Origin of the sequence: Gordonia malaquae (genome assembly GCF_037148075.1) — a bacterium.
In the GTDB taxonomy this organism is placed as follows: domain Bacteria; phylum Actinomycetota; class Actinomycetes; order Mycobacteriales; family Mycobacteriaceae; genus Gordonia; species Gordonia malaquae.
Genome location: NZ_JBBCUB010000001.1, coordinates 1,281,547 through 1,307,094, shown reverse-complemented (window position 1 = coordinate 1,307,094; position 25,548 = coordinate 1,281,547). Strand labels below are relative to the sequence as shown.

Sequence of the window (25,548 nt, the reverse complement as noted above, 5' to 3'; positions counted from 1 at the left end):
TCCCCCGGGCGCAGGGCCGGGTTCTTCGCTGTCAACACGCAGATCAAATAGACGATCAGTGCGGTCGTCGGAGCGCAGATGAGCAGCAACCACGGCGGGGCCACGTCACTGTCGAACCACAACTTCGCTGTCAGGTGATACTCGCCGGGATTCACACGGTTGAGGTCGGGGCGCGTCGCCTCGGCGATCGACGTGCCGATGTTCATCGCCAACCCGGCCGACACCACGGACATCACCGTGGTCAGGATCAGCCCCGGCACACCGCGCATGTGCGGCAGGCCGAACCAACTGGCGAGAGCGAGCACCGCACCCAGCCCGAACGACAGCAAGGCGAACACCGCCACTCCTCCGAACAGGTTCGCCGATGCCCCCTGGGAGAACCGAGCGTCTCCACCGGGGAGCACAGTCACCGTGATCGGCGGGGCGAGCCACACCCACAACGCGCCGGCCGCCACCGAGAGCACGACGACCACCAGGACAAAGAGCACAGGTGTACGGCGGTTGATCGCATTCAGGTTCGCCAGCGCGGGGCGAGAGGGCACGGCGGTGGTCATCGGCGTCCGAGCTCCACCGAATCGACGGTGCCGTGACGCGAACAGCGGGCGTCCCAACCGTCCGGACGCACCTGCACCACCATCCGGCGGCCGCACTGACCACAGAACCGCGGCGGTTCGAGACCCATTCTGGCAGCTGCGGGCACGGCGTCGTCGGCCTGGAGTTCCAGTTCCACCCCGGTGAAGACACCGAATTTCAGCGGCTCTGCAAGCGGTGTCGGGACCATCAGGCGTCTGCCTCCTTCTCGGGCGAATCACCCACGACGCTACACGCCGCGGACGACACGTCAGATCGTGTCATTGAGGGCCTTGATCGGCATCGACAGATCGGCGAGAAGATCGAGGTCGTTCTCGGCGGGACGGCCGAGGGTCGTCAGGTAGTTTCCGACGATCACGGCATTGATGCCTCCGAGAATGCCCTGCTGCGCTCCGAGGTCGCCGAGGGTGATCTCTCGCCCGCCCGCGAAGCGCAGAATGGTGCGCGGCAGCGCCAGCCGGAAGGCGGCGACAGCGGCCAGCGCCTCCGAGGCGGGCAAGACGTCGAGGTCGCCGAAGGGAGTGCCCGGGCGGGGGTTCAGGAAGTTCAACGGCACTTCGTCCGGGTCGAGTGACGCGAGGTCGGAGGCGAACTCCGCGCGCTGCTCCAGCGTCTCCCCCATGCCGAGGATGCCGCCGCAGCACACCTCCATGCCGGCATCGCGGACCATCCGCAGCGTCCCCCACCGCTCCTCCCACGTGTGGGTGGTGACGACGTTCGGGAAGTGGCTGCGCGCCGTCTCCAGGTTGTGGTTGTAGCGGTGGACGCCCATCGCCGCCAGTTCGTCGACCTGCTCTTGGGTGAGCATGCCGAGGCTGCACGCGATCTGGATGTCGACTTCGTTGCGGATGGCTTCGATGCCTGCCGCGACCTGGCTGAGCAGTCGCTTGTCCGGACCGCGGACCGCGGCGACGATGCAGAACTCGGTTGCACCGGTCTTGGCAGTCTGCTTGGCGGCCTCGACCAGCGACGGGATGTCGATCCACGCACTGCGGACCGGTGAGGAGAACAGTCCGGACTGGCTGCAGAAGTGGCAGTCCTCCGGGCATCCGCCGGTCTTCAGCGAGATGATGCCCTCCACCTCGACCTCCGGGCCACACCAGCGCATGCGCACGTCATGGGCCAATGCCAACAGTTCGGTGAGCCGGTCCTCCGGCAGTTGCAGGACACGCAGCACCTGGTCGCGGTCGAGCCCGACTCCTCGTTCCAGCACCTGCTCGCGGGCGATCGCGAGGATGTCGTCGGTGGCCGCCCCGGTCGGGTCGTTGCGCTGTTCGGTTGTCGTCACGGGTGTACTCCTGGCTGTGAGGTGGTCGGGCTGGTGATGGGGCTGCGCACCCAGGTCGGTGCGTTGATCTGAAAGGCCGCAGGGTCGAGTGATCCGGCGCCTGCGGGAAGGGTCGCGACGATCGGTACGCCGGTGAGACGTTGCAGGTCGTCGCGGTTGCATGTCATCGCGAGGTCCGGCTGCGGAGGCCATGCGCCGATGATCAAGCCGTCGACGCCGAGTCCCGCGCGCCGGATCTCCCGAACGGTGAGTTCGGTGTGATTGAGAGTTCCGAGACCCGGATCGGTGACCACGAGGATCTGCGCACCGAGGTCACGCGCGAGATCGAGAACAGTGAGGTCGGGCGCCAGCCGGACGAGCACGCCCCCCGCGCCTTCGACAATCACGAGGTCGCACGTCTGCGCGAGATCAGAGACGGCCGAGTGGACATCGTCGAGCGTCACGTAGGCCAGACCAGCACGCCTCGCAGCGGTCTCCGGGGCGAGAGGCTCGGGGTAGCGAGCCGGTTCGCGCGTCGAGACGTCACCCGCGAGTGCGGTCACCACGGCGAGGTCCCCGGGCTCGCCGGGCGCGATCCCGGTCTGGGCCGGTTTGCAGACGCCGACGCACAGGCCGTTCGCCCGAGCCGATGCCGCAAGCGCCGCGACCGCGATCGTCTTGCCGACGTCCGTTCCGGTGCCGGTGACCACGACGATCCGGGCGGTCATGCCGCACCTGCCATGCCGAGCGCGTTCCGGACGACCGCTGCGACGGTGGTGATGGTCGCGTCGTCGACGTCGGCCCGCATCGTCAAGCGCAGTCGCGACGTGCCCTCCGGCACCGACGGCGGCCGGAAGCAACCCACGAGCACTCCGCGGTCTCGGCACTCCTGTGCTGCGGCGACCGCTGCGGCGGGGTCGCCGACGATGAGTGAGACGACTGCCGACTCGGGCCGGTCCGCGCCGACAGCGGCCGCGATGCGGCGTGCGCCGGCAAGCAGACGATCGGGAAGGTGCGGATTCGCGATGAGCACACGCAATGCTGCGTGAGCGGCGCCCACCGCGGCCGGATTGACACCGGTGTCGAAGATGAAGGTCCGTGCATGGTCGATCAGATGGTCTCTGAGCAACACCGACCCCGCAACCACGCCGCCCTGCGCACCCAACGATTTCGAGCACACGGCGGTGACGACGAGGTCTGGAGAACCGGCGAGGCCGCATTCGGCGACCAGTCCCCTTCCACCTGGGCCGCGCACTCCGATCGCGTGGGCCTCGTCGACGAGCAGCGTTGCGCCGGTCGCTCGTGTGGCTGCGTACAACTCGCGCAGCGGTGCAAGTCGTCCGTCGATGCTGTACACGGAGTCGGTGACCACCAGGGCCCGTTGCTCTGTCCGCTCGGACAGCACACGACGCACTGCGTGGTGGTCTCCGCGATCGACGACGACCACACGTGCGCGAGACAGTCGGCAGCCGTCGATCAACGAGGCGTGCGCTCCCGTGTCGCTCACGATCAGATCGCCTCGGCCGGCCAGCGCCGTCACAGCTCCGACGTTCGCGAGGTACCCCGACGAGAACATCAGTGCCGCGCCGGCACCGACGAAGTCGGCGAAGTCGTTCTCGAAGTCCAGATGCGCCTGAACGGTTCCGACCACCAGCCTCGACGACGTCGAACCGGTTCCCCACGTGTCGATCGCGGCATGCGCACCCGCGATCACATCGGGATGCGTCGACAGGCCGAGGTAGTCGTTGGACGCGAGATTGATCTCCGTGGCACCGGACTGTCGGGCGACCGGCGCCCGATGCAGCCCGGCCGCGGCCGTGCGCTCGGCGACGTCGGCGAGCCACGCGGCGGTCATGCCGGGACTCCTTGGAGGGACCGCTCCTGCTCGAGGGTCGCGTGGACGGCTGCGGTGATTCCGGTGGTGATCGCGGTCAGGTGGGCGTCGTCGGCGATGAACGGCGGCATCGTGTAGATCAGATTGCGGAACGGCCGCAGCCACACACCCGAATCGAGTGCGGCGTCGGTGGCGGCGACCATGTCGACGGGCCTGTCGAGTTCGACGACTCCGATCGCGCCGAGCGTCCGCACGTCGGCGACGCCGTCGAGCACGGCCAGCGGCGCGAGACCGTCGGCGAGACGCCGCTCGATCTGGGGCACGCGAGTACGCCAGTCGGATTCGCTGAGGACACCGATCGACGCGCATGCGACCGCGCAGGCGAGCGGGTTCGCCATGAAGGTAGGCCCGTGGGCCAGACCGCCCGCCTCGCCCCCACTGATCACATCGGCCACCTCGTCGGTGGTGAGCGTGGCCGCGAGAGTCATGTATCCGCCGGTGAGAGCCTTGCCGACACACATGATGTCCGGCGTCACCCCCGCATGGTCGACGGCGAACATCTCCCCCGTACGACCGAACCCGGTGGCGATCTCGTCGCAGATGAGCAGCACGTCGTGCACGGTGCACAGCCTGCGCAGTTCGGCGACCAGACGCGGATCGTGGAAGCGCATACCGCCCGCCCCCTGGACGACGGGCTCGACGATCACCGCGGCGATCGTGCCCGCATGCACGGCGAGCGACCGGTCGAGAGCCTCGATGTACGACGGGTCGAAGTCGGTCGGCGGAGCAGGTACGAACACCTGCTCGGCGAGGACTCCCCGCCACATCGAGTGCATGCCGCCGTCGGGATCGCACACGCTCATCGGAGCGAACGTGTCGCCGTGGTAGCCGCCGCGCCACGTGAGGATCTTCGTTCGGCCGACGAGTCCGCGGCCGCGTTGGTATTGGACGGCCATCTTGACCGCCACTTCGACCGACACCGACCCGGAGTCGGCGAAGAACACCTTCCGGAGCGCATCGGGAGTGCGGTCGACGAGCAGGCCGGCCAGCCGGGCCGCAGGCTCGTGCGTGAGTCCGCCGAACATGACGTGCGACATGCGCCCGAGTTGCGCTGCGGCGGCGTCGTCGAGCACGGGATGCCGGTAGCCGTGGATCGCGGCCCACCACGAACTCATGCCGTCGACCGCCTCGGTCCCGTCGGCGAACCGAAGGTGGACGCCGGACGCCGACTCGACGATTCTCGGGCGGGTGGTCGACGGGAATCCGCCGTACGGGTGCCACACGTGTTCGGCGTCGAGTTGTGCAATCGTGTCGGGTCCCACGCGCGCTCCTCTCGTCGGGTCAGATCACAGCCGGTCCGCTGATCCTGAACACCGTACAGGAAGTACCTGTACGTCGTACAGGTCGCTATGGTTGCCTGGTGAGCAACACCCGGGCCGACGTCCTCGCCGCCGCACGCGCCATCCTCGCCGAGCACAGCCTCGCCGACCTGACCATGCGGCGCCTCGCAACCGACCTCGGCGTTCGACCGAACGCGTTGTACTGGCATTTCCCGAACAAGCAGTCGATGCTCGCCGCCCTCGCCGACGACATCCTCTCCCCGGTCGTCTCACACCCGGCCACGTCGCCCGACGGCGGCGATCTCGCCGACCGGATCCGTGCCGTCGCGATCTCCATGCGTCGCGCCCTGCTCGCCGTCCCCGACAGCGCAGAGATCGTGTCCTCGGCATGGGCGTCGGGCCTGTCGGGCCGCGATGCGGTCGACCTCGTCGTCGGGGTGGCGCGAAGCGGAGGTCTCGACACACAGACATCCGCCGGGGTCGCGACAGCCGTGTGCCAGTTGACGATCGGCCTCACGATCGAAGAGCAGACGCGCACTCAGATGGAACGGCTCGGCGTCATCGAGCCGTCCGGTCGCGACTTCGACGCCGAGTTCGCATCCGGGCTCTCCGTAATCGTCGCCGGAGCGGTCGCCGGACGCGGAGTGAACGGGCGTCCAGGTCGGTAACATCATCGCGTGGAGCCGATAGCGACGTACCGCGTCCAGTTGACGCCCGACTTCGCTTTCGCCGAGGTCGTCGGAATCCTCGATCACCTCTCGGACCTCGGTGTCAGCCATCTCTACCTCTCGCCGATCCTGCAGGCGATGCCCGGCTCCACACACGGCTACGACTGGTGCCCACCCGCCCGCATCGATGCCGGACTGGGCGGCCTCGACGGATTCCGCCTGCTTCGCGCACACGCTCAGGCGGTCGGCATCGGCGTGATCCTCGACATCGTGCCGAATCACCTGGGCATCGCCGACGCACGTCACAATCCCTGGTGGGCCGACGTCCTCCGGAACGGCGCCGACTCCGCGTACGCCCACTACTTCGACCTCGACCTCAACTTCGGCGACGGAGCCCTGTGCCTGCCGTGGCTCGGCGCCGACGGCGACCTCACCGCGCTCCGGCTCGACGACGACGGCTGTCTCCGGCTCCACGATCGGGTTCTCACGACCGCGGAAGGGACCGCTGCTCCAGGCGATGGCCCGCTCGCCGTCCTCGCCCGACAGCACTATCGACTCGTCCCGTTCGACAGCATGCAGATCGGGTATCGGCGTTTCCTCGCCGTGAACGATCTGGCGGCGCTCCGGCAGGAGATCGTCGACGTTTTCGACGCGACTCACGGGTGGCTGACGGAGCTCGCGGCCGACGACCTCTTCGACGGTGTGCGGGTGGATCACCTCGACGGGCTCACCGATCCCGTCGGCTACTGCGCTCGACTGCGCCGAGTGATCGGCGACCGCTTGTTCTACGTCGAGAAGGGACTGTCGGTGGGTGAGCGTCTCGATCCGGCGCTCGTCGTCGACGGGACGACGGGGTACGACACGCTCCGCATCATCGAAGGCGCCTACACGGCGGCGTCGGGAACGATCGAACTGTCGGAGACCAGCCAACGGATGACCGGGGTCAGCGGCGACGGCGACGATCTGACCGCGCGCGCGAAGGACCTCAAGCATGTGACGTTGATCGACCTGTTCTCCGACCGCGTCCGCCGCACCACAGAACTCTTCGCGGCCGCCGCACCCGACGTGCCGGTCCACAACATCCAGCAAGCCGTGACGACACTGATCTGCGACGCCAGACTCGCCCGGCCCGACTACCCGTCGCTCGTCGACGACGTCGTCGCGTCGATCGACCGGATCGCCGAGGCCAACCCGACGATGGCCGATGCGCTGGACGCACTGGAGTTCACGTTCACTCACCGCGATCACGCGCCCGGTGCCATCGCCCGTCTCGGCGAGGCCGTCGCCGCCGTCAACGCGAAGGCGATGGAGGACATCGGGTATCACCGGACCGGTCGCCTCGTCTCGAACAACGAACTGGGCTGCTCGCCTCTCGTTCCGTCGGTCAACCGCACCGAGTTCCACGGTCATCAGGCCGATCGCGCCCGGGACTGGCCGCTGTCGATGAATGCACTGTCGACGCACGACACGAAACGCAGCGAAGACGTACGCGCGCGGATCGCCGTCATCGCGCAGACCCCGCAACGCTGGTCTGTGCTTGTGATGACCCTCTGGCGAGTCGTCCCTCCGCCGAACGATCGCACCGCGTACTTCCTCCTGCAGAACGTCGTCGGACTGTGGCCACAGGGCGACGTGCCCGACTCCGCGCTGTGCGATCGCCTCGCCGCATACGCGCGCAAAGCGATGCGCGAAGCCGGCCTCATCTCGTCGTGGACAGCCGTCGACGACGACGCCGAACACGCGATGCTCGCCTGGCTCGAATCTCTGTACACGGGCCCCGCCGCCACGCTGATCAGCAACTTCGTCGACGTCATCGCGGACGCGGGACGTGACGAGGCGATCGCGCGCAAAGTGCTGTCGTTGTTGCTGCCCGGAGTCGGCGACATCTATCAGGGCACCCAGTGGTGGGACGACTCGCTCACCGACCCGGACAACCGGAGACCAGTGGACTACACGCAGTCCCTCGATCACCCGAAGACCCGAGCGATCATCACCGCCCTCGCAGTGCGTCGCCGCACCCCGACGGCCTTCGGTCGCGACAGCGGCTACACCGACATCATGTCGAAGGGAACGAACTCCACACACGTCGTCGGATTCTCCCGCGACGTCGACGGTGAGGCCCGAGTCGTGGTGCTCGCCGTGCGTTTGGCGCACACCTTTCGCACTGTCGAGGCACGCGAGGAGGCCGTGGTTCCGCTACCGCCGGGGCTGTGGCGTGACGCCGAGACCGGAGCCGACCACTCCGAGCAGGCCACCGCATCCACGATCCTCGGTTCTCGACCCTTCGCGATTCTCGAACTCCTGTAGGAGGCTCAGCCCCCGGGCTGCGGCGCGGGCGCCGAAGGCGTCGGAGCACCCGGGGTGGTCGCTCCGTTCGGAACGCCGGGGACGACGGCGAAGTCGGAGACGAGCCAGTCGCCGTCGACCTTGTCGACGGTCAACTGCACCAGCGCCAGGTTGGTGCCGCCGGTCGGCGCGGTGGCACTGGTGCCCTTCAACTCCACGGCGATCACCACAACGGCGTGGTCCTTGCTGAACGTCTTCACCGACGACGACGTCACCTTCGTGGTGAAGTTGTCGATCTTCGTCTCCTTGGCGAAGTCCACCGCACCCTGCGAGTCCTTCTCGACCCGATCGTGGAATGCGCCGGTCGTCATCGGAAGCACAGCGTCCTTCAAGGCCGACGCCGACTGGTCCTTGCTGAACAGCACCTCGAAGTACTTCGTCACAAAGGCCGACGCCGCGGTCTGGGAGTCGTCGAATGCGGCGAGTTCACGCTTGGTGTCGAACAGAGTCCACCCGCCGAAGGCGATGGCGACGACAACCGCCACACCGACGACTCCCGCGACGACCCGCTTGAGCGTGCGCGCCGATACCGTGAACTCACGGTCGGCGGCGGCTTCCGCCTCGCGTGCCTGCGCCTTCGCCTTCGCTTTTGCTGCGACGCCGCTGACCTTCACCTCGTCGGGCTCGACGGTCGCCTCGTCGGCGATGTCGTCACCAGTCTTGTCGAGGTTCACCGCGGAGTCGTCGGTGGTGTCGGTCTCTGGTGTCTCGGAACTCATGTGTCCTTTTCTCTATCGGTCGAGCGGAACGGTACGCGCGTTCGGATCATAGTTCGGCGGCGGACCAGCCGTGTCGTCGCCCTTCGGGCGCGGAGCGTTCGCGGCGCCACGGGTCTGCAGTGTCGGGTCGTTGGTGACGCAGTACAGGTTCTTCGGGACGGTAAGTTCGAGGACCTGTGTGGGCGGCGTCGGCGCTATCGAGTAGTTGCACGACGGCCTCGGGTAGATCGAGGCCAGAGCCCACCAGGCGCCGTCGTGGAACATCTTCTGCGCCTGCACGCTGCCGTCACGGATGGACGGGAACAGTGTGGCCATCGTCGGCGCCCGCAACGCACCCTGACGGGCGATGTCGGCGAACTGTTTGACAAGGTCGGCGAGCGGATCGCTGATCGTCGACAATGAGCCGGCGAGCGAGCTGAACTGCGCTGGGCCGCGGCCGAGCAGTTGTCGGAGTTCGCCGTCCGCATTCGCGGCCGCCGTCGCGACCTTGTTGAATCCCTTGGCGAGCGTGTCGAGATCGGGTTGAGCGTTCGCGGTCGTCTTGAAGATGGTCCCGAGGTTCTGGATCAACTTCGTGGTCTGCGGAAGCGTCTTGGCCAGATCGGCGAAGATCACACCGCCCGAGTGGAAGATCGACTTCAACTGGTTGGGACCGCGGTCGTTGAGGGCGATCTCCAACTGCTGAAGCGACGCCGTCAGCTTCGGCGGATCGATCTGACCGACCACGTCGAGAGTCGACTGCAGCATCGACGAGAACGCGACGGTCACATGAGTCTGGCCGACCTGGACGATCGATCCGTCCTCCAGAAAGGGACCGTCGTTCGTGGTCGGGGTGAAGTTGACGTACTGCTCACCCGCACCGGACAGGCCCAGCGCGGACACTTTGCTGTTCTTGTTGATCTTGACGTCGTCGTCGAGACGCATCGTGACGACGACGTCGGTCGGCGTCACCTGAATCGTGCGGACGTGGCCGATCTCCGAGCCGCGCAGCATCACTTTGCTGGTCTCCTGCAGTCCTCCGGACTGCGGGAAATGGACGGTCACGTCGTAGGTGCCCTGCCACGGACGCCAGCTCAGTGAGCCGAAAGCGAGATACGCCAGTCCGAGAAGCATGACCAGCACCAGGGAGAGGTTGCCGACCATGATCTTGTGTTCACGCAGCCATGCCATCATCGTGCGATCACCGCCCCGCCAGTCGTGCGAGCAGACGAGCCAACGTCTGCTGCAGGGCGTGATCCCCCTGCATGATGTCCGACGCCTCAGGCAGTCTCGACGCCGAGTCGAAGCCGACGCCGGGTGTCAGCCAGAACACCTTCGCCGACACCAGGGCCGCCGAGCCCTGAGTCGACTTGATCCACTTCGGGTTCAGTTTCTCCATCGCGTCGGCCAGCGGGCCGAGGGTCGGCGCCGCATTGCCCAGTGCGATCAACGTGGTGTTGAGGTGACCGAGCAGTTCCGGCAGATTCTGCCGTTCGGACCGGAGGAAGTCGTTGGTCGCGTCGGTGACGTTGTTCGTCTTGTCCAGTGTCGACAGGATCAATCCGATGTCGCCGTTGACGGCGTCGATCGCGCCGGGCAGCTTGTTGATCGATGCGGCCAACTGCGCACGACCGTCGGCGAGCGACTGGGTGAGATTCGCCGTCGTCGCGAACGCCTTGTCGACCGCGCCCGCGTTGCGATTCATCTTGTCGATGGCTGTGGTGAAGCCGTCGATGGCGCCGCGGAGTTCGGGCGCGTTGCCCGACAGTGCGGTCGACAGTTCGGTGAAGATCCGTTGCATGGCGCCCACTGCGCCACCGTCGACCAGCCCGGTCATGCTGACCAGCAGGTCTTCGACGGTCGCGGCAGCCGATGTGGGCCCGGTGAGCTTGCCCCCGTCGGCGATGAGCCCCTTCGACGAATCCGCGGGCGGGATGAGCGCGACGAACACGTCACCGAGCGGCGTGGCCTGACGGAGTTCGGCTCCGGTGCCCACCGGCAGCTTCACGCTCGTCGACACCGACATCGTGACGTCGGCCCGATAGTTCGAGGCGACGATGTCGTCGACCTGTCCGACGTCGGTGCCCGCGAGCCGGACCTTCGCCTGGGCAGGCAGGTTCAACGCGTTGTCGAACAGCGCGTGGACGGTGATGGAGTCACCGATTCCGCCCGGCGCCGGCAGCGGGATCTGCTCAACGGTCAAGCCTGGGATCGAGCCGCAGGCGGCGAGGCTCACCGTGGTGACCAGAGCGACAGCTGTCGCTGCGACCTTCCTCATGCGGTTCATTTCTGCAACAACCCCAACAGTCCTGAGTAGATGCCGAGGTCGGGGCCGAAATCGCCCAGCTGACCAGTACGGCAGCCCTTCTTGTTCACGTTGATCGCCTCACACAGACGGTTGGACAGTTCGTTGTCGACCAACGACTTGTCGAGCAGCACCGAGGCACGCCAGGCGCCCTGTTCGGCGGAGATCGAGTTCGAGAGGTTCTGGAACAGCAACGGCGCCATGTCGATTCCGTCGACGACCTCGCGCGAGAAGTCCGAGAGGTTCGCCGTCACGGCCGCCATTCGAGACGTCGACGAACTGATCGTGCCCGAGTTGGCCTCGAGGAACTCCGACGTGTTCTGCAACGCCTTGTTGAGATCGTCGAGCGTCGCGACGAGTCCGACGGACTGGTCGCCGAGCATCTGCGACACCTGAGTCATCGAGGAGGAGAACGCCATCATCTTCGGGTAGTTGTCGGTGAGCGCCGTGGTGAGCGTGCTCATCGCCTTGAGGATCTCGGTGAGCGAGTCGCTGTTGTCGGCGCCGGTCTTGCCTGCCGCGGCCAATGCGGTGAGTGCGTCGCGGAGCTTCGCACCGTTGCCCGATGCGATGCCGGACGTGACGTCGACGAAATCGGCGATGGGACCGGTGCCCGGCTTGTCGCCCGACAGGTTCTCCACGAGCGAGTCGACCGCGTCGAACAGCGTCCCGATCTCAACCGGGGCCTCCGTGTTCTTGACGGTTCCACCGTCCTGCAGCGTCGGGCCCTTGGTGTAAGCCGGCGTCAATTCGATGTGCCGGGTGGTGACGATCGACGTGTTGACGATCGCCGCGGTGGCGTCTTCGGGAACGTCGACGTCATTGCTGACCGTGAAGACCACCTTGACGCGGGTGCCCTCCGGTTCGACCGACGTGATGCGCCCGACCGGCATGCCGAGGACGGCGACGTCGTTGCCGACGAACAGCCCGGACACGTCGTCGAAGTACGCCGTCACCGATTTGGCTTGGCCGAGTGCGGTGGTCCAACTCGCCGGCATCAGTGAGCAGCCGGTCACGCCGAGCGCGACGACTGCCGTCATGGCGGCCGCGGCGAACGCGCGGCGGGGTGCGGTCAGCATCCTTCCACCACCCGCGCGGCGCAGAGCCAGTTGTCGGGGAACAGTCCCCACGGCAGGTAGCCGTTCGCGTACGGACCGTCAGCCATGAGGTTGGTGGTCAAGCGGGCGGTCACCGGCAGTACCTCCAGGAGCTTCCGTAGGTTGTCGCGGTTCTTCTCCAGCCCGGACGAGATCGTGTCGAGGTTGGCCATCAGCGGAGCGAATGTGTTGCCGTTCTCCGCCGCGACGGCCCGAGCCTGCTCGGTGAGTTCGGCGATTCCGTCGAGCATCCTGGTGACGAGTTGTTCACGAGTCGTGATCTTGTTCGCGAGCTGAGCGCCCTGGCCGACGATGATCGCCAGTTGGAACTGACTGCTCTGGACCTGCTCGGTCACAGCCTTCGTGTCGGTGAGGAGAGTGTCGATCTGCGAACTGCGGTCGTTGATGATCTTCGACATGCGAGTCAGCGCGTCGAGTGTGGGCCCCATGATCGCCGGTGCGCCCTTGAGCTGTGTGTTCAGCGTCCGAATGCTGTTGGCGAGATCCTCAGAGTTGATCCCGGCGAGAACCGGGGTGCCCTTGGCGAGGGTCTGCTGCAGATCGTAGGGCACCCGCGTGTCGGTTATCCGCTCCCCCGACAGATCCTTGTCCGACTCTCCGACGACGATGTCGATGTAGCGCTGACCCAGGAGCGTCGACATCTTGATCTCTGCGGATCCGTCTTCTTTGACTTGCACTTCGTCGTCGACGGCCATCGAGATGGTGACATGGTCGCCGTTGAGCTTCGTGTCGGTGACCTCTCCGACGTCGATGCCCGCCACTCGGACTTTGTCGCCGGGGCGGATTCCACCGGCTTGAGCGAAGTCGCCGGTGTAGTCACGCTTGCCGAACTCTGCCTGGCTGAGCCCGACGGTCGCAACCAGGACGATGATGATGCCGATGGCGCCGAAGATGCCCCACCAGAGGCGACGATTGCCGTCGTACGAGGATTTCAGTCGATTCTTCACTGGCACACACTCGAATGGTTGGATCCGCCGATCTGAGTGATCAGACCGGGTGGCAGGAGGACGTCGCCGATCGCGATGTCCAATGTGCACGCGTAGATGTTCAGGTATGCGCCCTGAGACATGACGAACGGGAAGTGTCCAAGGAAGATCGGCAGCTGCTTGGCCAGCGAGTCGAGCTTCGCGCCTACACCGATCAGCTGGTTCGTAGCGCTGACACCGGCCGAGCCGATCGACTTGAGACTCTCGCGACTGTCAGCCAGGACGCCGCCGAGTCCGGAGGCGGTCTGGCCGATCTTGCTGATGGCGGTGCCGAAGGCGCCCGAGTTGGTGTTCAGGTTCTCGACAAGCGTCGCGGTGCTGTCGAGGAGTGTCTTGACCTGGTCGCCCTGCGACGCGAGTTCACGCATGACAACGGACAGGTTCGTGATGATCGCACCGAGCACCTGATCTCGGTTGGCCATGTCGCCTGCCACCTGTCCGATCTCGGCGATGGTCCGTGACAGCGACACCTCGTCGCCCTGGAAGGCCTGGATGAGGCTCTCCGACATCGAGTTCACCTGTTCCGGCGTGAGCGTGTCGAAGACCGGCTGGAACCCCGCGAGCAGTTTGGTCACGTCGAACGAGTCCTCACCCGGAAGCCGCAGTGTGGAGCCTTTGCTCAACTGACTGCCCGGCGTCGCACCGTCGAGGTTCAGTGCGAGATATCGCAGTCCGACGAGGTTCTGGTATCGGATCGCAGCGCGTGTGTTGTCGTAGACGTGCTGGCCGTCCTGCACTTCGAAGGTGACGTGCGCCTTGCCGTCTTCCAAGCTGATGTCCTGGACGCGGCCCACTCGGACACCCGCCATGCGGACGTCGTCGCCCGCCTTGAGGCCGGACGCGTCGCGGAACACCGTCGCGTAGTCGGTGGTGCCGCCCGAGACGGACCGCTCGAGCGTCGACCAGATGATGTAGGTCAGCAGGACTGCGACGACCGCGAACACACCGAAGCCGATCAACGGCTTGCGGATGCTCTCGGTGTTCTTCTTGCTCACCGTTCCCCTCCCTGTTCCGGCGCCGCCGACACCAACGGACCGACCATCAGGGTCTCGGCCGCCGACGGCTTGCGTCCCAGTGCCTTGCTCAGCGTCTTCTGGTCCTGCTTCGTGGTGACTCCGCGGACGTTCTTCGACGCCTTGCGCTTCATCGAGTTCGGGTACACCGACAACGGACCGGACATGGTGGGGCCGGTTCCGGTGCCCGGGCCGACACAGCCGGGCCCGCGCAGCTGGCCGTACGGCCCGCCGTCGTACACCGGGCAGTTCTGCCGCGTGTACATCTGGTACGCGCCGAAGTTGACGCCGAGGTTGAGCTGCACGTGACCGTTCACGCCGGTGAAGACTCCGAGAACACGCGTCGCGAGTGTGTAGATCTCGCGGAGGCCCTCCGGCAACGAGTTCGGCTCGTACATGAGTGCACCGAGCATGGTGTTCAGGTCGTGGACGAGGCGCTTGCCGCCGTCGCCGTTCTTGGCGAACAGTGCCTGCGTCGAGTCGAGCATCGACTGCGCGTTCGTCAGCAACGCCGTCAGCTCGTCCTGCTTCTCGACGATCGTCATGGCCGGCTTCACCGCCTTGCCGAGGGTGTCGAGCAGTTCGGGCGTCGACGCGGCCAACGCGTTGATCGACCGGTTGAAGTTGTCGAACCCCGACGGGGCGCCCGCCGGGAACTGCGCGTTGATCGTCTTCCAGTAGGTGTCGAGGACGCCGACGAACGTGGAGAACGTCGCGCCGCCGCCGTCGAGCGAGTCGGCGATGGTGCCGAGCACCATGCCGAGATCCTCCGGCGGCACACTCTTGAGAAGTGTGCGGAGGTCGTTCTGCGCATCCTGCAACCGGATCGTCGGCTCGGATGTGTCGGCAGGAACGACGTCACCCGAACCGAGTCGGTCACTCGACGGGTTCTTGGGTTGAATCAGCTCCACCGAGTTCACGCCGAATAGGTTCGACGGCACCGTGCGCGCGGTCGTGTTCTTCGGGATCCCCGACGCCTGTCGGGGATCGAGCAGCATCGCCACGTCGCGTCGTTGGTCACCGGCCGAGCCGACGACCGACACGGAGTCGACCTCGCCGACGATCATGCCGTTGTAGCGGACGTCCGCACCGCTGATCAAGCCGTCACCGACATCGGTGAGCTGTGCGGTGACTTCCGTGTTGTCGTCGAACTTTCCCTGATAGCGCATCATCAGCAGCGTCACGACGAGTGCCGCGACCGCCGCGAAGATCACGCCCCGCACGAAGTACGTCGACAGTGACGGGTCACGGCCTCCGGTATCGATTCTCATAGCCGGTTACCCCGATATCCTGATTCCGGCGGACATGCCCCAGAAGACGAGCGTCATGATCAGATTCGCGAACACGATCGTGATGATCGACAGTCGGATCGCGTGTCCGGCCGCGACGCCGACGCCTTCGGGGCCACCCGACGCGAAGAAGCCGTAGTAGCACTGGATGAAGGTTGTCAGCAGGACGAAGACGATCACCTTCACGAAGGAGAACGCGACGTCGCGCGACATGATGAACGAGTTGAAGTAGTGCAGGTACGTGCCGGTGCCCTGGCCGCTCTGCACCTGGAACATCAGCTGGCAGGCGATGTAGTTGGCCGCGAGTGAGATCGCGTACAGCGGGATGATCGAGAGGACGGCCGCCGCCATGCGGGTGGTCACCAGGTACGGGAGAGGTCTGATCGCGATCGCCTCGAGTGCGTCGATCTCCTCGCTGATGCGCATGGAGCCGAGCTGCGCGGTGAAACGGCAGCCGGACTGGGCGGTGAAGGCCGTCGCCGCCAACAGGGGCGCGATCTCACGGGTCGTCGCGAACGCCGACAGTCCGCCGGTAACCGGCGACATGCCGAGCAGATTCAGCGCGGTGTAGCCCTCGATGCCGACCGTCGCGCCACCCATGACGCCGAGGATCACCATGACACCGACGGTGCCGCCGCCGACGACGATCGCACCGTTGCCCCATGCGACGTCGGAGAGCAGACGCCACACTTCCTTCTTGTAGTGGCGGAAGGTGACGGGGGCGAGCCCGATCGACTTCACCAGGAAGGTGATGAGGTGACCCATCGCGACGAGAACATCGCGGGGTGCCTCGAGCCCCTTGCGGCCCCATTCGAGGGGCTTCAGCAGAGGCGGCGTATACCGAGACGCGGTCATGTCACACCACCTTGGCCGGGACGACGAGGGCGAACAGCTGCGTCATCACCACGTTGACGGTGAACAGCAGAAGGACCGAGTTCACGACCGCCGCGTTCACCGAGTTCGCGACGCCTGCGGGTCCGCCACTTGTGTTCAAGCCGCGGTCACAGGCGACAACAGCGACGATCGCACCGAATATCACGGCTTTCACCAGCGCGAATATCAAGTCCGATGTGCTCGCGAACGACGCGAACGTGCCCGTGTAGCTGCCAGGCGTGCCTCCCTGCGCGTACACGTTGAAGACATAGCCGGTGATGAAGCCGACGAAGCAGACGAAGCCGCAGAGCAGGAACGCGACGACCATCGTCGCGAGGAGGCGCGGCGAGATGAGACGCTGGATCGGATTGACGCCCATCACCTTCATGGCGTCGATCTCCTCGCGGATGGTGCGCGAGCCGAGGTCGGCGGCGATGGCCGATCCGACTGCCCCGGCGAGCAGCAGCGACGTGACCAGCGGCGCGCCCTGGCGGATCACACCGAGGCCGGTGGCAGCGCCGGAGAACGATGTCGCACCGATCTGGCCCGCGATGTTGGAGACCTGGATCGAGACGATCACGCCGATGGGAATCGCGACGAGCAACGTCGGGAACACCGACGTCGACGCCATGAACGCGCACTGGCGGATGAACTCCTTGAACGGGAATCGACGCTTCGCGATATCGGTGGCGAGGACCTTGAAGACTTCGATGAACATCGCCAGCTGTCGCCCGAACGTCTCGAACGATTTGGTCACGTGATCGTGGAACCACGTTCCGACGCCGCTGCGAGACCAGCGTTCGCCGATGCCGGCGCGCCGGGTGTCGACCGTCTGTGTGCTCACTCCCCTGCCTTCACATCGTCGATGTCATGGCGCAGCCACGCGGTCATCCCGCCTTGCCCCCACGATCCTTCGGATGGTCTTCGGAGCGTCGCCCCGGAGATCTGTGGCTCGAAGCATACACAGAACGACACGTTTCCGGTGCCACGGGTCACAGATAGTTGCAGGGTGTGATCCACAACAGACGCATTGTCGGTCGTCAGGGGCGTATTCGGGCATTTGGAACGATGGCGTGCCACATAGTACCCGGGGCGCGGCGGAACCCTCGCAGTCGGCATGATCTGTTCGCACGCTGATCGAACAGAGGACTACTCCCGCGTAGCCTGCACCCGATCGACCACAGGCCTAGCGTCAATATGTCGACGAACCCGAGACTCTCGGGCGCGACCACCGCCGGAGGACGCCATGTCCACACTTCGCACCGCCATTCGCACCGGCCTCGCGCTCTGCGCGGTCACCGCTCTCGCGACCGGCATACCGGGACCGGCAGCCGCCGACCCGAGGGGCTCGTCCGACTTCGGGTCGTCGTCGCTCCCGGCTCCAGGCAAGGAGCCGCGGCAGTCGTTCCAGGCCAAGTTCACCTTTCTCGTCGACAACACGCCAGAGAACTACGGAGTCTCGATCAAGACGATCTTCTCGAACTGCGTCGAGGAGGCCGCACCGGCGAACCTCGACTTCACAGTGCCGATGAGCCCGCACGACTGGGAAGTCGAGCGGACCGAGACGTTCACCATGCAACCCGAGGATCGGCTCAGCGGCGCGGGCTTCCCCACGCTGTGCATGTTCCAGAACACGTACCAGGTGTGGGCGGTGCACGTGACCACGTCCACCGGAACTCAGGACTGGCAAGTGGAACTGCAGAACGGAAACGTCGCATGGGGCAAGGCAGGCAAACGGATCCTGATCGACCGCACCCCGCAGGGTGTGGAGATCTACATCCTCGGATCGGATCTGGGATGAGGACCACGTTCACGCGGTACGCCGCCGCAGCCGCAGCATTCGTCACCGTCGTCGTAGCCGCCCCCACGCCGTTCGCCGAGGGCCGGCCCGACTTCGGGTCGCTCGGCAGCGGGTCGACCGACCCCAGGCCCCCGGGCGCGGACTATCTCGACGAGCATTTCGACGTGAACTTCGCGTTCGAGTCGCACGCGAACCAGGAGGTCACCTACCGCGTGGAGATATCCGCGCCGCGCAGTCACTGCGTCGACGCGATCTCACCGACCGACCTGAAGTTCGCCCAGAGAGTGGCGACGGGGGCCGCCGACGTAACGCGCAAGGAGGTGTTCAGCTACGACCCGTCGCCGTCGTTCGACGGTCTCATACCCCGCTACTGCTTCTGGGAGAACAACTACGCGGTCTGGGCCGTCCACATCTACATCAACGGCGACACACGCCAGGACTGGCAAGTGGAGTTCATCAACGGCAGCGGCATCGGCTATGGGACCGCGGGCGACAAGATCGAGGTGACCCGGCTGCCCGGGCTGGCGGTCAACGTCCGCCTCAAGCGGTGAGCGATCCTCAGGTGAGATAGCGATACGCGGGAGTTCCCGGCTCGAGGCGCTCGACGTCGAGGCGTGAATGCGCCATTCGACGTTCGAGTCCCTCGAGGCCCGAGGGGGCGCCGAGTTCGATGCCGACGAGCGCGGCACCGGTGTCGCGGTTATTCCGCTTCACATACTCGAAGAGCGTGATGTCGTCGTCCGGCCCGAGCACGTCGTCGAGGAACCTGCGCAACGCTCCCGGCTCCTGTGGGAAATTCACCAGGAAGTAGTGCTTGAGGCCACGATGCACCAGGGAACGCTCGATGATCTCTCCGTACCGGGAGACGTCGTTGTTGCCCCCGGACACCAGGGAGACGACTCGCGCACCGGGCGCGATCGGAAGGTCGGCCAGCGCTGCAGTGGCGAGTGCCCCGGCAGGCTCGGCGATGATCCCCTCGTTCTGGTACAGCTCCAGCATCGTCGAACAGATGGCGCCCTCGTCGACGTGGGTGAGCGTCACACTGCCCGGTGCGAGATCGATCTCGTCGGCGTCGATCACCGGCGCCGCAGGCGCGTCAGTGATGGCGGCGAGGACCGGGTGGGCCACGACCCGCGCACCGGCAGCCGCCATCACTGCGTGGCCGAGGGCGCCGATCCGCTTGACCGAGGCGCCGTCGACGAACGGATCGATCGCGTCGAGCGTGTAGGGCGCGCCGTTGACGAGCGCCGCTGCGAGCGACACCGCACCCGCGGGCTCCACACCGACGATCGCCACCGTGGGGTGCGCCGACCGAAGGTACGTGACGATTCCCGCCATGCACCCCGCTCCACCGACGGGGAGGACCACCACGTCCGGCGGTCCGTCGAGCTGGTCGAGGATCTCCCGGCCGATCGTGCCTTGACCCGACGCCGTGCGCGCGTCGTCGAATGCATGGATCCAGGTGGCGCCGGTCCGCATCACGTCCGACTGCGCAGCAGCCGCAGCGGCGTCGTACGTCTCCCCCACCGGGATCAACTCGACGAATCCGTTGCCATGCCAGACGATGCGGTCACGCTTCTGCTTCGGGGTGGTGGTGGGCACGTAGATCCGGCCGTGGACCTTCATCGTCGCGCATGCGAACGCGACACCCTGTGCGTGGTTGCCTGCGCTCGCAGCGACGACACCTGCCGCCAACTCCGTCTCGGACAGCTGCGCCATCACGTTGTATGCACCGCGGATCTTGTAGGACCGGACGGTCTGCAGGTCTTCGCGCTTGAGATGGATCTGCGCACCATAGTCGCGCGAGAGGCGCGGGCATGCGTCGAGAGGAGTGTTCGAGACGACACCCTCCAGCCGCGCCGCGGCAGCGTCGATACTGCTCGGCGTCAGACCGGGAACGGGCGGCTCAGAACTCTCGACTGCTGTCGGCGGCGTACTCACGCCGTCCATCGTCCCACCGTCGGCCGTACCAGGCGTAGCCGCCCCACCACGCTGTGACCGCCGCCGCTGCGGCCATCCAGGCGGCGACGACCATCGTGCCGCCGAACACCATCACCGACACACCCGCGAGCACTCCGCACAGCACCGCGAGCAGCTTGTTCAGCGGCCAGCTCACGCCTGCGACGTCGACGGTCGGCATCAACCGTGTCGCCTCACGAATCAGGGTGGTCATATAACGACTATAGCGCATCCTGATCAAGAGTTTCGGGTGCCCGAAACATGATGTGTCGCACACCCGGCAGATGGAGCGTCAGGTGAGGCAGCTGGGTCCGAGGAGGGCCTTCAGGTCGCCCATCAACGCCGACGTCGGGTTCACCCGAAGCGCGTCGGTGAGCCGCAGCTGAGTCTGCTTACGGTCGCTGACCAGCGTCACGTGAACGTCGGACGTGCCGGGATGCCGGACCAGGACCTGTTTGAGCGCACCGATCCGATCCGGTGTGCACCTGTTCGCGGCCAGCGTCAGCATCAGCGGCTTCGACGTCCCGACCGCGGTGAGGTCCGGAACGGCGAGATCGTTGGCACTGATCATCAACGAGTCGTCACGCTTGTTGACACGCGCCCGGACGAGGACGATGTTGTCCTGCACCAAGTCCATGCCGTACGCCGTGAAGGCCCGCGGAAAGAAGTAGACCTCGGCGCCACCGACCATGTCTTCGATCGTGACGGCAGCCCATGGTTCGCCCTTCTTGTTCACTCGACGCGTGACAGACGAGATGATGCCGCCGATCGTGATCTGCGCACCGTCGGAGATGTTGCCTTCCAGCAGCGAGGTGATCGACGTGTCGGTCTGCGCGGAGATCGCGTGTTCGACTCCGGCGAGGGGATGCCCGGACACGTACAGGCCGAGCATGTCGCGTTCGAGCGCGAGCTTGTGCTTGTTGTCCCACTCCTCGTCCGGAACCTTGACGGCGAACACGTCGCCGACGTCCTCGATGTCGGAGCCTCCGAAGAGATCGAACTGCCCCATCGCCTCGGCCTTCTTGGTCCCGAGGACCGAGTCGACGGCGTCGGCATGCACCAGGAACAGCCCCTTGCGCGGATGTTCCATGGAGTCGAACGCACCCGCCTTGACCAGCGATTCGGTCACCTTCTTGGTACAGGCCACCACATCGATCTTGCCGAGATAGTCCGAGAAGTTCGTGTACGCGCCCTTGCTCTCGCGAGTCGCGATGATCGAGGCCACCACACCCGACCCGACGTTGCGGATCGCGGCGAGACCGAAGCGGATGTCCTCCCCGACGGCGGCGAAGTCGGCGCGCGACTCGTTCACATCCGGCGGAAGGACGGTGATGCCCATCTTCCGGCAGTCCGCCAGATAGATCGCAGCCTTGTCCTTGTCGTCGCCGACGGACGTGAGCAGGCCGGCCATGTATTCGGCCGGGTAATTCGCCTTGAGGTACGCGGTCCAGAACGAGACGAGACCATAGCCCGCCGCGTGCGACTTGTTGAATGCGTAACCCGCGAACGGGAGGACGGTGTCCCACAGGGCGGTGATCGCCGCCTGCGAGAAGCCGTTCTTCTTCATCCCCTCCGCGAAGCCGTCGTAGGCCTCGTCGAGGATCTCCTTCTTCTTCTTGCCCATCGCGCGTCGCAGGAGGTCGGCCTCGCCGAGCGAGTACCCGGCCACCTTCTGCGCGATCTGCATGATCTGTTCCTGGTAGACGATCAGACCGAACGTCTCCGAGAGGATCTCCTTGAGCGGTTCCTCCAGCTCGGGGTGAATCGGCTTGATGTCCTGCAGGCCGTTCTTGCGTTTGGCGTAATCGGTGTGCGCGTTCACACCCATCGGGCCCGGTCGGTACAGCGCGAGAACAGCGACGATGTCTTCGAAGCCCGTCGGCTGCATCAGCTTGAGGAGTTCGCGCATGGCCGCACCGTCGAGCTGGAACACGCCGAGCGTGTCGCCGCGCGCGAGCAGTTCGTAGGTGGCCGGGTCTTCCAGCGGAAGCTTGTCGAGGTCGAGGTCAATTCCGCGGTTCGTCTTGATGTTCTCGATGGCGTCGCCGATGACCGTCAGGTTGCGCAGACCGAGGAAGTCCATCTTCAGCAGACCGATGGCCTCACACGACGGGTAGTCCCACCCGGTGATGATCGCGCCGTCCTGCGCACGCTTCCACACCGGAATCGCGTCGGTGAGCGGCTCGCTCGACATGATGACGGCACACGCGTGGACGCCGGCGTTGCGGATCAGCCCCTCGAGGCCGAGCGCGGTGTCGTAGATGCGCTTGACGTCGGGATCGGTGTCGATGAGGGTCCGGACCTCGGCCGCTTCACCGAAGCGCTCATGATTCGGATCGGTGATGCCGGCAACCGAGATGTCCTTGGCCATGATGGGCGGCGGCAGCGCCTTCGTGATGCGGTCGGCGATCGCGAAGCCCGGCTGCCCGAACTGAACGCGCGCCGAGTCCTTGATCGCGGCCTTCGTCTTGATCGTTCCGAAGGTGATGACCTGAGCGACCTTGTCGTTGCCCCACTTCTGCGACGCGTAGACGATCATCTCGCCGCGGCGGCGATCGTCGAAGTCGATGTCGATATCGGGCATCGACACGCGTTCAGGGTTCAGGAAGCGCTCGAAGAGCAGCCCGTGCGGGATCGGGTCGATGTTCGTGATGCCCAACGCCCATGCGACGAGTGACCCTGCCGCGCTGCCTCGGCCGGGGCCGACGCGGATCCCGACTTCGAGAGCGTGTTTGATGAGGTCGCCGACCACCAGGAAGTAGGCGGGGAAACCCATCTGGTTGATCACGCGGAGCTCGTACTCGGCACGTTCGGTGTAGTTCGTCGGCACCGTCTGTCCGGTGAACCGGCGATCGAGGCCTGCCATCACCTCGTGCGACAGCCACGACTCCTGCGTGTATCCCTCCGGCACGGGGAAGATCGGCATCCGGTCACGGTGCGTGAACACCCCTTGGTAGGACGTGACGCGCTCACCGATCTCGACGGTGTTGTCGCAGCCGCCGGGCACCTGGTGGTCCCACAGCTCGCGCATCTCGTCCGCCGACTTCAGGTAGTACCCGTCGCCGTCGAACTTGAATCGGGTCGGGTCCGACAGCGTCTTTCCCGTCTGCACGCAGAGAAGCGCCTCGTGCGAAGTCGCCTGCTCGCGAGTCACGTAGTGGCAGTCGTTCGTCACGATCGGCTTGATGCCGAGCTTGCGGCCGATGTCGAGCAGGCCCGAGCGCACGCGAGACTCGATCTCGAGGCCGTGTTCCATCAGCTCGAGGTAGAAGTTCTCCTTGCCGAAGATGTCCTGCCATTTCGCCGCGGCCTCGAGCGCCTCCTGCTCGTGGCCGAGACGCAGGCGGGTCTGGACCTCACCGGACGGGCATCCGGTCGTCGCGATGATGCCCTTGGCGTGTGCAGCGATGATCTCGGCGTCCATGCGCGACCACTTGCCGAGCTGCCCTTCCAGAGAAGCCAATGACGACAGCTTGAACAGGTTCCGGAGGCCGTCCTCGTTCTCGGCGACCATCGTCATGTGCGTGTAGGCGCCCGAACCGGAGACGTCGTCGCTCTTCTGGTCCCGTGTGCCCCACAGGACGCGCTTGGTGTTGAAGCGATTGTCCGGCGCGATGTACGCCTCGATGCCGATGATCGGCTTGATGTCGTGCTTGCGAGCGGCGTTGTAGAACTCGGACGCCCCGAACATGTTGCCGTGGTCGGTCATGCCGATCGCGGTCATCCCCAAGCGTTTGGCCTCCGCGAAGAGCGGCGACACCTTGGCTGCACCGTCCAACATCGAGTACTCGGTGTGGTTGTGCAGATGGACGAACGACCCCGACACGTGCGGCTCCCCTGATCAGATTCGGCTTCGAATGACACCACTGTATGCGCCCGGTACGACACCACCGGTCCCGCACACGCGGGTGTGACGGATGAGGCGCGCTGCCCGGCTGTCAGACGTCTCGCAAGACGTCCAGAGCGTGTTGCAGATCATCGGGGTAGTCGGTCGTGAACTGCACACGACGACCGTCCGCGGGATGCGCGAACGCCAACGATCGAGCATGCAGCCATTGCCGCTCCAAACCGAGGCGTTCGGCCAGCTTCGGGTCCGCACCATATGTCGGGTCACCCGCGCACGGATGGTGCAGAGCCGAGAAGTGCACGCGGATCTGGTGGGTGCGGCCGGTCTCCAGATGCACGTCGAGCAGCGACGCGGCCGCGAACATCTCGAGCGTCTCGTAGTGCGTCGTCGACGGCTTGCCGTTCGCGGTGACGGCGAACCGCCAGTCCGAACCCGGGTGGCGGCCGATCGGCGCCTCGATGGTGCCTTCCGGCGGATCCAGGTGGCCCTGCACGAGCGCGTGGTACACCTTCTCCACCGTGCGGTACTTGAACGCTCGCTTGAGCAGGGTGTAGGCGCGTTCGGACGCCGCCACCACCATGATCCCGGACGTTCCGACGTCGAGGCGGTGGACGATGCCCTGCCGCTCCTGCGCACCTGACGTCGAGATGCGGAAACCCGCTGCGGCCAGCGCCCCGATCACCGTCGGGCCGGTCCACCCCTGGGACGGGTGAGCGGCGACGCCCGGCGGCTTGTTGACGACGACGATGTCCGAGTCGTGGTAGATCACGTCGAGGTCTTCCACCGGTGTCGGCTCGATCGTCAGGGGACGCTCCGGTTCGGGGAGCGTCACGTCGAGCCAGGCCCCGGCCACCAGCTTGTGCGCCTTGTCGACTGCGACGCCGCCCACGGTGATGTCACCCGCGTCGGCGAGGCCGGCCGCGACCGTCCGGGACAGTCCGAGCAGACGCGCGACTCCCGCATCCGTCCGCATGCCGTGCAATCCGTCGGGCACGGGCATCGCTCGTGAGTCACGCATGGTTGTCGGTCTCCTCATCGGTGCTGTCGGCCTCGGTCGGATCAGTCTCCGCCGGGTCGGGGTCGTTGCGAGCCGCCCACCCCGTTCGGGTGCCGTCGTAGTCGTAGCCGAGCAGTGTCAGGACGACGAGGAGGATCGCGCCGCACACGACGGCGGAGTCGGCCACGTTGAACGTCGGCCACCAGTCGCCGACCTTGATGAAGTCGACGACGTGGCCGCGCAACGGGCCGGGCGAGCGGAACATGCGGTCAGTCAGGTTGCCGAGCGCACCGCCCAGGACCATGCCGAGTCCGATCACCCAGCCTGTCGAGACGAGTTTCGACGAGTACCGGATGATCCCGAGGACCACGGCGAGCGCGACGAACGTGAGCACCCACGTGTAGCCGGTCGCCATCGAGAACGCCGCACCGCTGTTGCGGATCAGCGTGAACGTGACGAAGTCGCCGATGATCTCCATCGGCTCGTAGGGCGTCAGAAACGCGACGACGAGGACCTTCGTCAGCAGATCCAGCAGGTAGACGGTCACCGCGATGGCGGCGAGCAGAGTGACGGTCCGGGCGACGCTGCGCCCGGGCACGGTTTGCTTCATGCATCG

Annotated in this window: 23 protein-coding genes and 1 pseudogene; 4 read left to right on the top strand and 20 right to left on the bottom strand. The window is 66.0% G+C overall.

What is annotated here, in order from left to right:
* Nucleotides 1–35 precede the first annotated feature (35 nt).
* The 6 genes and pseudogenes from WFK36_RS22745 to WFK36_RS06540 form a co-directional block, all read right to left on the bottom strand.
* Nucleotides 36–554, bottom strand: a pseudogene (locus WFK36_RS22745) (DUF2567 domain-containing protein); the annotation flags it as partial.
* Nucleotides 551–781 carry a biotin synthase auxiliary protein BsaP gene (gene bsaP, locus WFK36_RS06560; RefSeq protein WP_008376689.1) on the bottom strand — a complete coding sequence of 77 codons (231 nt, stop codon included), beginning with the start codon at nucleotides 779–781 and terminating at the stop codon, nucleotides 551–553. The gene bsaP and the pseudogene WFK36_RS22745, both read right to left, overlap by 4 nt.
* 60 nt (nucleotides 782–841) lie before the next feature.
* Entirely contained in the window at nucleotides 842–1,879 is a 1,038-nt protein-coding gene (bioB, locus tag WFK36_RS06555) for a biotin synthase BioB (RefSeq protein ID WP_008376691.1), read from the bottom strand.
* Nucleotides 1,876–2,586 carry a dethiobiotin synthase gene (gene bioD / locus WFK36_RS06550; protein WP_336790744.1) on the bottom strand — a complete coding sequence of 237 codons (711 nt, stop codon included), beginning with the start codon at nucleotides 2,584–2,586 and terminating at the stop codon, nucleotides 1,876–1,878. Before bioD ends, bioB begins: the two co-directional genes overlap by 4 nt.
* A complete protein-coding gene (locus tag WFK36_RS06545; RefSeq protein WP_336790742.1) occupies nucleotides 2,583–3,713 on the bottom strand; it encodes an 8-amino-7-oxononanoate synthase in 1,131 nt (376 codons plus the stop codon). The genes bioD and WFK36_RS06545 overlap by 4 nt, the downstream gene beginning before the upstream one ends.
* Entirely contained in the window at nucleotides 3,710–5,014 is a 1,305-nt protein-coding gene (locus tag WFK36_RS06540; protein ID WP_336790740.1) for an adenosylmethionine--8-amino-7-oxononanoate transaminase, read from the bottom strand. The genes WFK36_RS06545 and WFK36_RS06540 overlap by 4 nt, the downstream gene beginning before the upstream one ends.
* A 98-nt stretch (nucleotides 5,015–5,112) precedes the next feature.
* On the opposite strand from WFK36_RS06540, the gene WFK36_RS06535 reads away from it, so the two are divergent.
* Nucleotides 5,113–5,700 carry a TetR/AcrR family transcriptional regulator gene (locus tag WFK36_RS06535; protein ID WP_336790738.1) on the top strand — a complete coding sequence of 196 codons (588 nt, stop codon included), beginning with the start codon at nucleotides 5,113–5,115 and terminating at the stop codon, nucleotides 5,698–5,700.
* Between the two features lie 9 nt (nucleotides 5,701–5,709).
* Nucleotides 5,710–8,007 carry a malto-oligosyltrehalose synthase gene (treY, locus tag WFK36_RS06530; RefSeq protein ID WP_336790736.1) on the top strand — a complete coding sequence of 766 codons (2,298 nt, stop codon included), beginning with the start codon at nucleotides 5,710–5,712 and terminating at the stop codon, nucleotides 8,005–8,007.
* A gap of 5 nt (nucleotides 8,008–8,012) precedes the next feature.
* Here treY and WFK36_RS06525 read toward each other — a convergent pair whose 3' ends face one another.
* The 9 genes from WFK36_RS06525 to WFK36_RS06485 are packed head-to-tail and all read right to left on the bottom strand — an operon-like array spanning nucleotide 8,013 to nucleotide 17,136.
* Entirely contained in the window at nucleotides 8,013–8,765 is a 753-nt protein-coding gene (locus tag WFK36_RS06525; protein WP_336790734.1) for a hypothetical protein, read from the bottom strand.
* A 12-nt stretch (nucleotides 8,766–8,777) separates the two neighbouring features.
* Nucleotides 8,778–9,938 (bottom strand): MlaD family protein, encoded by a 1,161-nt coding sequence (locus tag WFK36_RS06520; RefSeq protein WP_008376702.1) that lies wholly within the window; start codon nucleotides 9,936–9,938, stop codon nucleotides 8,778–8,780.
* A 7-nt stretch (nucleotides 9,939–9,945) separates the two neighbouring features.
* Nucleotides 9,946–11,031 carry an MCE family protein gene (locus WFK36_RS06515; RefSeq protein WP_008376703.1) on the bottom strand — a complete coding sequence of 362 codons (1,086 nt, stop codon included), beginning with the start codon at nucleotides 11,029–11,031 and terminating at the stop codon, nucleotides 9,946–9,948.
* Nucleotides 11,028–12,128, bottom strand: coding sequence for an MCE family protein (locus tag WFK36_RS06510; protein WP_336790731.1), 1,101 nt, complete (start codon nucleotides 12,126–12,128; stop codon nucleotides 11,028–11,030). The genes WFK36_RS06515 and WFK36_RS06510 overlap by 4 nt, the downstream gene beginning before the upstream one ends.
* Nucleotides 12,122–13,114, bottom strand: a complete 993-nt coding sequence (locus WFK36_RS06505) for an MlaD family protein (protein ID WP_336790729.1) — start codon at nucleotides 13,112–13,114, stop codon at nucleotides 12,122–12,124. The genes WFK36_RS06510 and WFK36_RS06505 overlap by 7 nt, the downstream gene beginning before the upstream one ends.
* Nucleotides 13,111–14,148: an MCE family protein gene (locus WFK36_RS06500; RefSeq protein ID WP_336790727.1), complete on the bottom strand. Its 1,038-nt coding sequence runs from the start codon at nucleotides 14,146–14,148 to the stop codon at nucleotides 13,111–13,113. Before WFK36_RS06500 ends, WFK36_RS06505 begins: the two co-directional genes overlap by 4 nt.
* Nucleotides 14,145–15,437: an MlaD family protein gene (locus WFK36_RS06495; RefSeq protein WP_336790725.1), complete on the bottom strand. Its 1,293-nt coding sequence runs from the start codon at nucleotides 15,435–15,437 to the stop codon at nucleotides 14,145–14,147. The genes WFK36_RS06500 and WFK36_RS06495 overlap by 4 nt, the downstream gene beginning before the upstream one ends.
* Nucleotides 15,438–15,443: 6 nt before the next feature.
* Nucleotides 15,444–16,310: an ABC transporter permease gene (locus WFK36_RS06490; protein ID WP_008376712.1), complete on the bottom strand. Its 867-nt coding sequence runs from the start codon at nucleotides 16,308–16,310 to the stop codon at nucleotides 15,444–15,446.
* Nucleotide 16,311: 1 nt separating this feature from the next.
* On the bottom strand, nucleotides 16,312–17,136 hold the full coding sequence (locus WFK36_RS06485) for an MlaE family ABC transporter permease (RefSeq protein ID WP_336790982.1): 825 nt from the start codon (nucleotides 17,134–17,136) through the stop codon (nucleotides 16,312–16,314).
* Nucleotides 17,137–17,574: 438 nt separating this feature from the next.
* Here WFK36_RS06485 and WFK36_RS06480 point away from each other — a divergent pair, with 438 nt between their 5' ends.
* On the top strand, nucleotides 17,575–18,129 hold the full coding sequence (locus tag WFK36_RS06480; protein WP_336790722.1) for a hypothetical protein: 555 nt from the start codon (nucleotides 17,575–17,577) through the stop codon (nucleotides 18,127–18,129).
* Nucleotides 18,126–18,680, top strand: a complete 555-nt coding sequence (locus tag WFK36_RS06475; RefSeq protein ID WP_336790720.1) for a hypothetical protein — start codon at nucleotides 18,126–18,128, stop codon at nucleotides 18,678–18,680. The genes WFK36_RS06480 and WFK36_RS06475 overlap by 4 nt, the downstream gene beginning before the upstream one ends.
* A 7-nt stretch (nucleotides 18,681–18,687) precedes the next feature.
* Here WFK36_RS06475 and ilvA read toward each other — a convergent pair whose 3' ends face one another.
* From ilvA to lspA, 5 genes are all read right to left on the bottom strand, one after another.
* On the bottom strand, nucleotides 18,688–20,079 hold the full coding sequence (gene ilvA, locus WFK36_RS06470; RefSeq protein ID WP_336790718.1) for a threonine ammonia-lyase IlvA: 1,392 nt from the start codon (nucleotides 20,077–20,079) through the stop codon (nucleotides 18,688–18,690).
* Nucleotides 20,036–20,302, bottom strand: coding sequence for a hypothetical protein (locus tag WFK36_RS06465; protein ID WP_008376716.1), 267 nt, complete (start codon nucleotides 20,300–20,302; stop codon nucleotides 20,036–20,038). The genes ilvA and WFK36_RS06465 overlap by 44 nt, the downstream gene beginning before the upstream one ends.
* A 78-nt stretch (nucleotides 20,303–20,380) precedes the next feature.
* Nucleotides 20,381–23,914: a DNA polymerase III subunit alpha gene (gene dnaE, locus WFK36_RS06460; protein ID WP_008376718.1), complete on the bottom strand. Its 3,534-nt coding sequence runs from the start codon at nucleotides 23,912–23,914 to the stop codon at nucleotides 20,381–20,383.
* A 112-nt stretch (nucleotides 23,915–24,026) separates the two neighbouring features.
* Complete coding sequence (locus tag WFK36_RS06455) at nucleotides 24,027–24,953, bottom strand: RluA family pseudouridine synthase (RefSeq protein WP_008376720.1); 927 nt, start codon at nucleotides 24,951–24,953, stop codon at nucleotides 24,027–24,029.
* Nucleotides 24,946–25,542, bottom strand: a complete 597-nt coding sequence (gene lspA, locus WFK36_RS06450) for a signal peptidase II (protein WP_336790716.1) — start codon at nucleotides 25,540–25,542, stop codon at nucleotides 24,946–24,948. Before lspA ends, WFK36_RS06455 begins: the two co-directional genes overlap by 8 nt.
* Between the last annotated feature and the right edge of the window lie 6 nt (nucleotides 25,543–25,548).

What these genes read in the sequence shown, in the direction of transcription:
- ilvA (WP_336790718.1), bottom strand. Translation starts at nt 20,079, where the DNA reads ATGGACGGCGTGAGTACGCCGCCGACAGCAGTCGAGAGTTCTGAGCCG.
- WFK36_RS06545 (WP_336790742.1), bottom strand. Translation starts at nt 3,713, where the DNA reads ATGACCGCCGCGTGGCTCGCCGACGTCGCCGAGCGCACGGCCGCGGCC.
- WFK36_RS06495 (WP_336790725.1), bottom strand. Translation starts at nt 15,437, where the DNA reads ATGAGAATCGATACCGGAGGCCGTGACCCGTCACTGTCGACGTACTTC.
- WFK36_RS06515 (WP_008376703.1), bottom strand. Translation starts at nt 11,031, where the DNA reads ATGAACCGCATGAGGAAGGTCGCAGCGACAGCTGTCGCTCTGGTCACC.
- WFK36_RS06455 (WP_008376720.1), bottom strand. Translation starts at nt 24,953, where the DNA reads ATGCGTGACTCACGAGCGATGCCCGTGCCCGACGGATTGCACGGCATG.
- bioD (WP_336790744.1), bottom strand. Translation starts at nt 2,586, where the DNA reads ATGACCGCCCGGATCGTCGTGGTCACCGGCACCGGAACGGACGTCGGC.
- WFK36_RS06525 (WP_336790734.1), bottom strand. Translation starts at nt 8,765, where the DNA reads ATGAGTTCCGAGACACCAGAGACCGACACCACCGACGACTCCGCGGTG.
- WFK36_RS06490 (WP_008376712.1), bottom strand. Translation starts at nt 16,310, where the DNA reads ATGACCGCGTCTCGGTATACGCCGCCTCTGCTGAAGCCCCTCGAATGG.
- WFK36_RS06480 (WP_336790722.1), top strand. Translation starts at nt 17,575, where the DNA reads ATGTCCACACTTCGCACCGCCATTCGCACCGGCCTCGCGCTCTGCGCG.
- WFK36_RS06465 (WP_008376716.1), bottom strand. Translation starts at nt 20,302, where the DNA reads ATGACCACCCTGATTCGTGAGGCGACACGGTTGATGCCGACCGTCGAC.
- WFK36_RS06520 (WP_008376702.1), bottom strand. Translation starts at nt 9,938, where the DNA reads ATGATGGCATGGCTGCGTGAACACAAGATCATGGTCGGCAACCTCTCC.
- WFK36_RS06475 (WP_336790720.1), top strand. Translation starts at nt 18,126, where the DNA reads ATGAGGACCACGTTCACGCGGTACGCCGCCGCAGCCGCAGCATTCGTC.
- bsaP (WP_008376689.1), bottom strand. Translation starts at nt 781, where the DNA reads ATGGTCCCGACACCGCTTGCAGAGCCGCTGAAATTCGGTGTCTTCACC.
- lspA (WP_336790716.1), bottom strand. Translation starts at nt 25,542, where the DNA reads ATGAAGCAAACCGTGCCCGGGCGCAGCGTCGCCCGGACCGTCACTCTG.
- WFK36_RS06510 (WP_336790731.1), bottom strand. Translation starts at nt 12,128, where the DNA reads ATGCTGACCGCACCCCGCCGCGCGTTCGCCGCGGCCGCCATGACGGCA.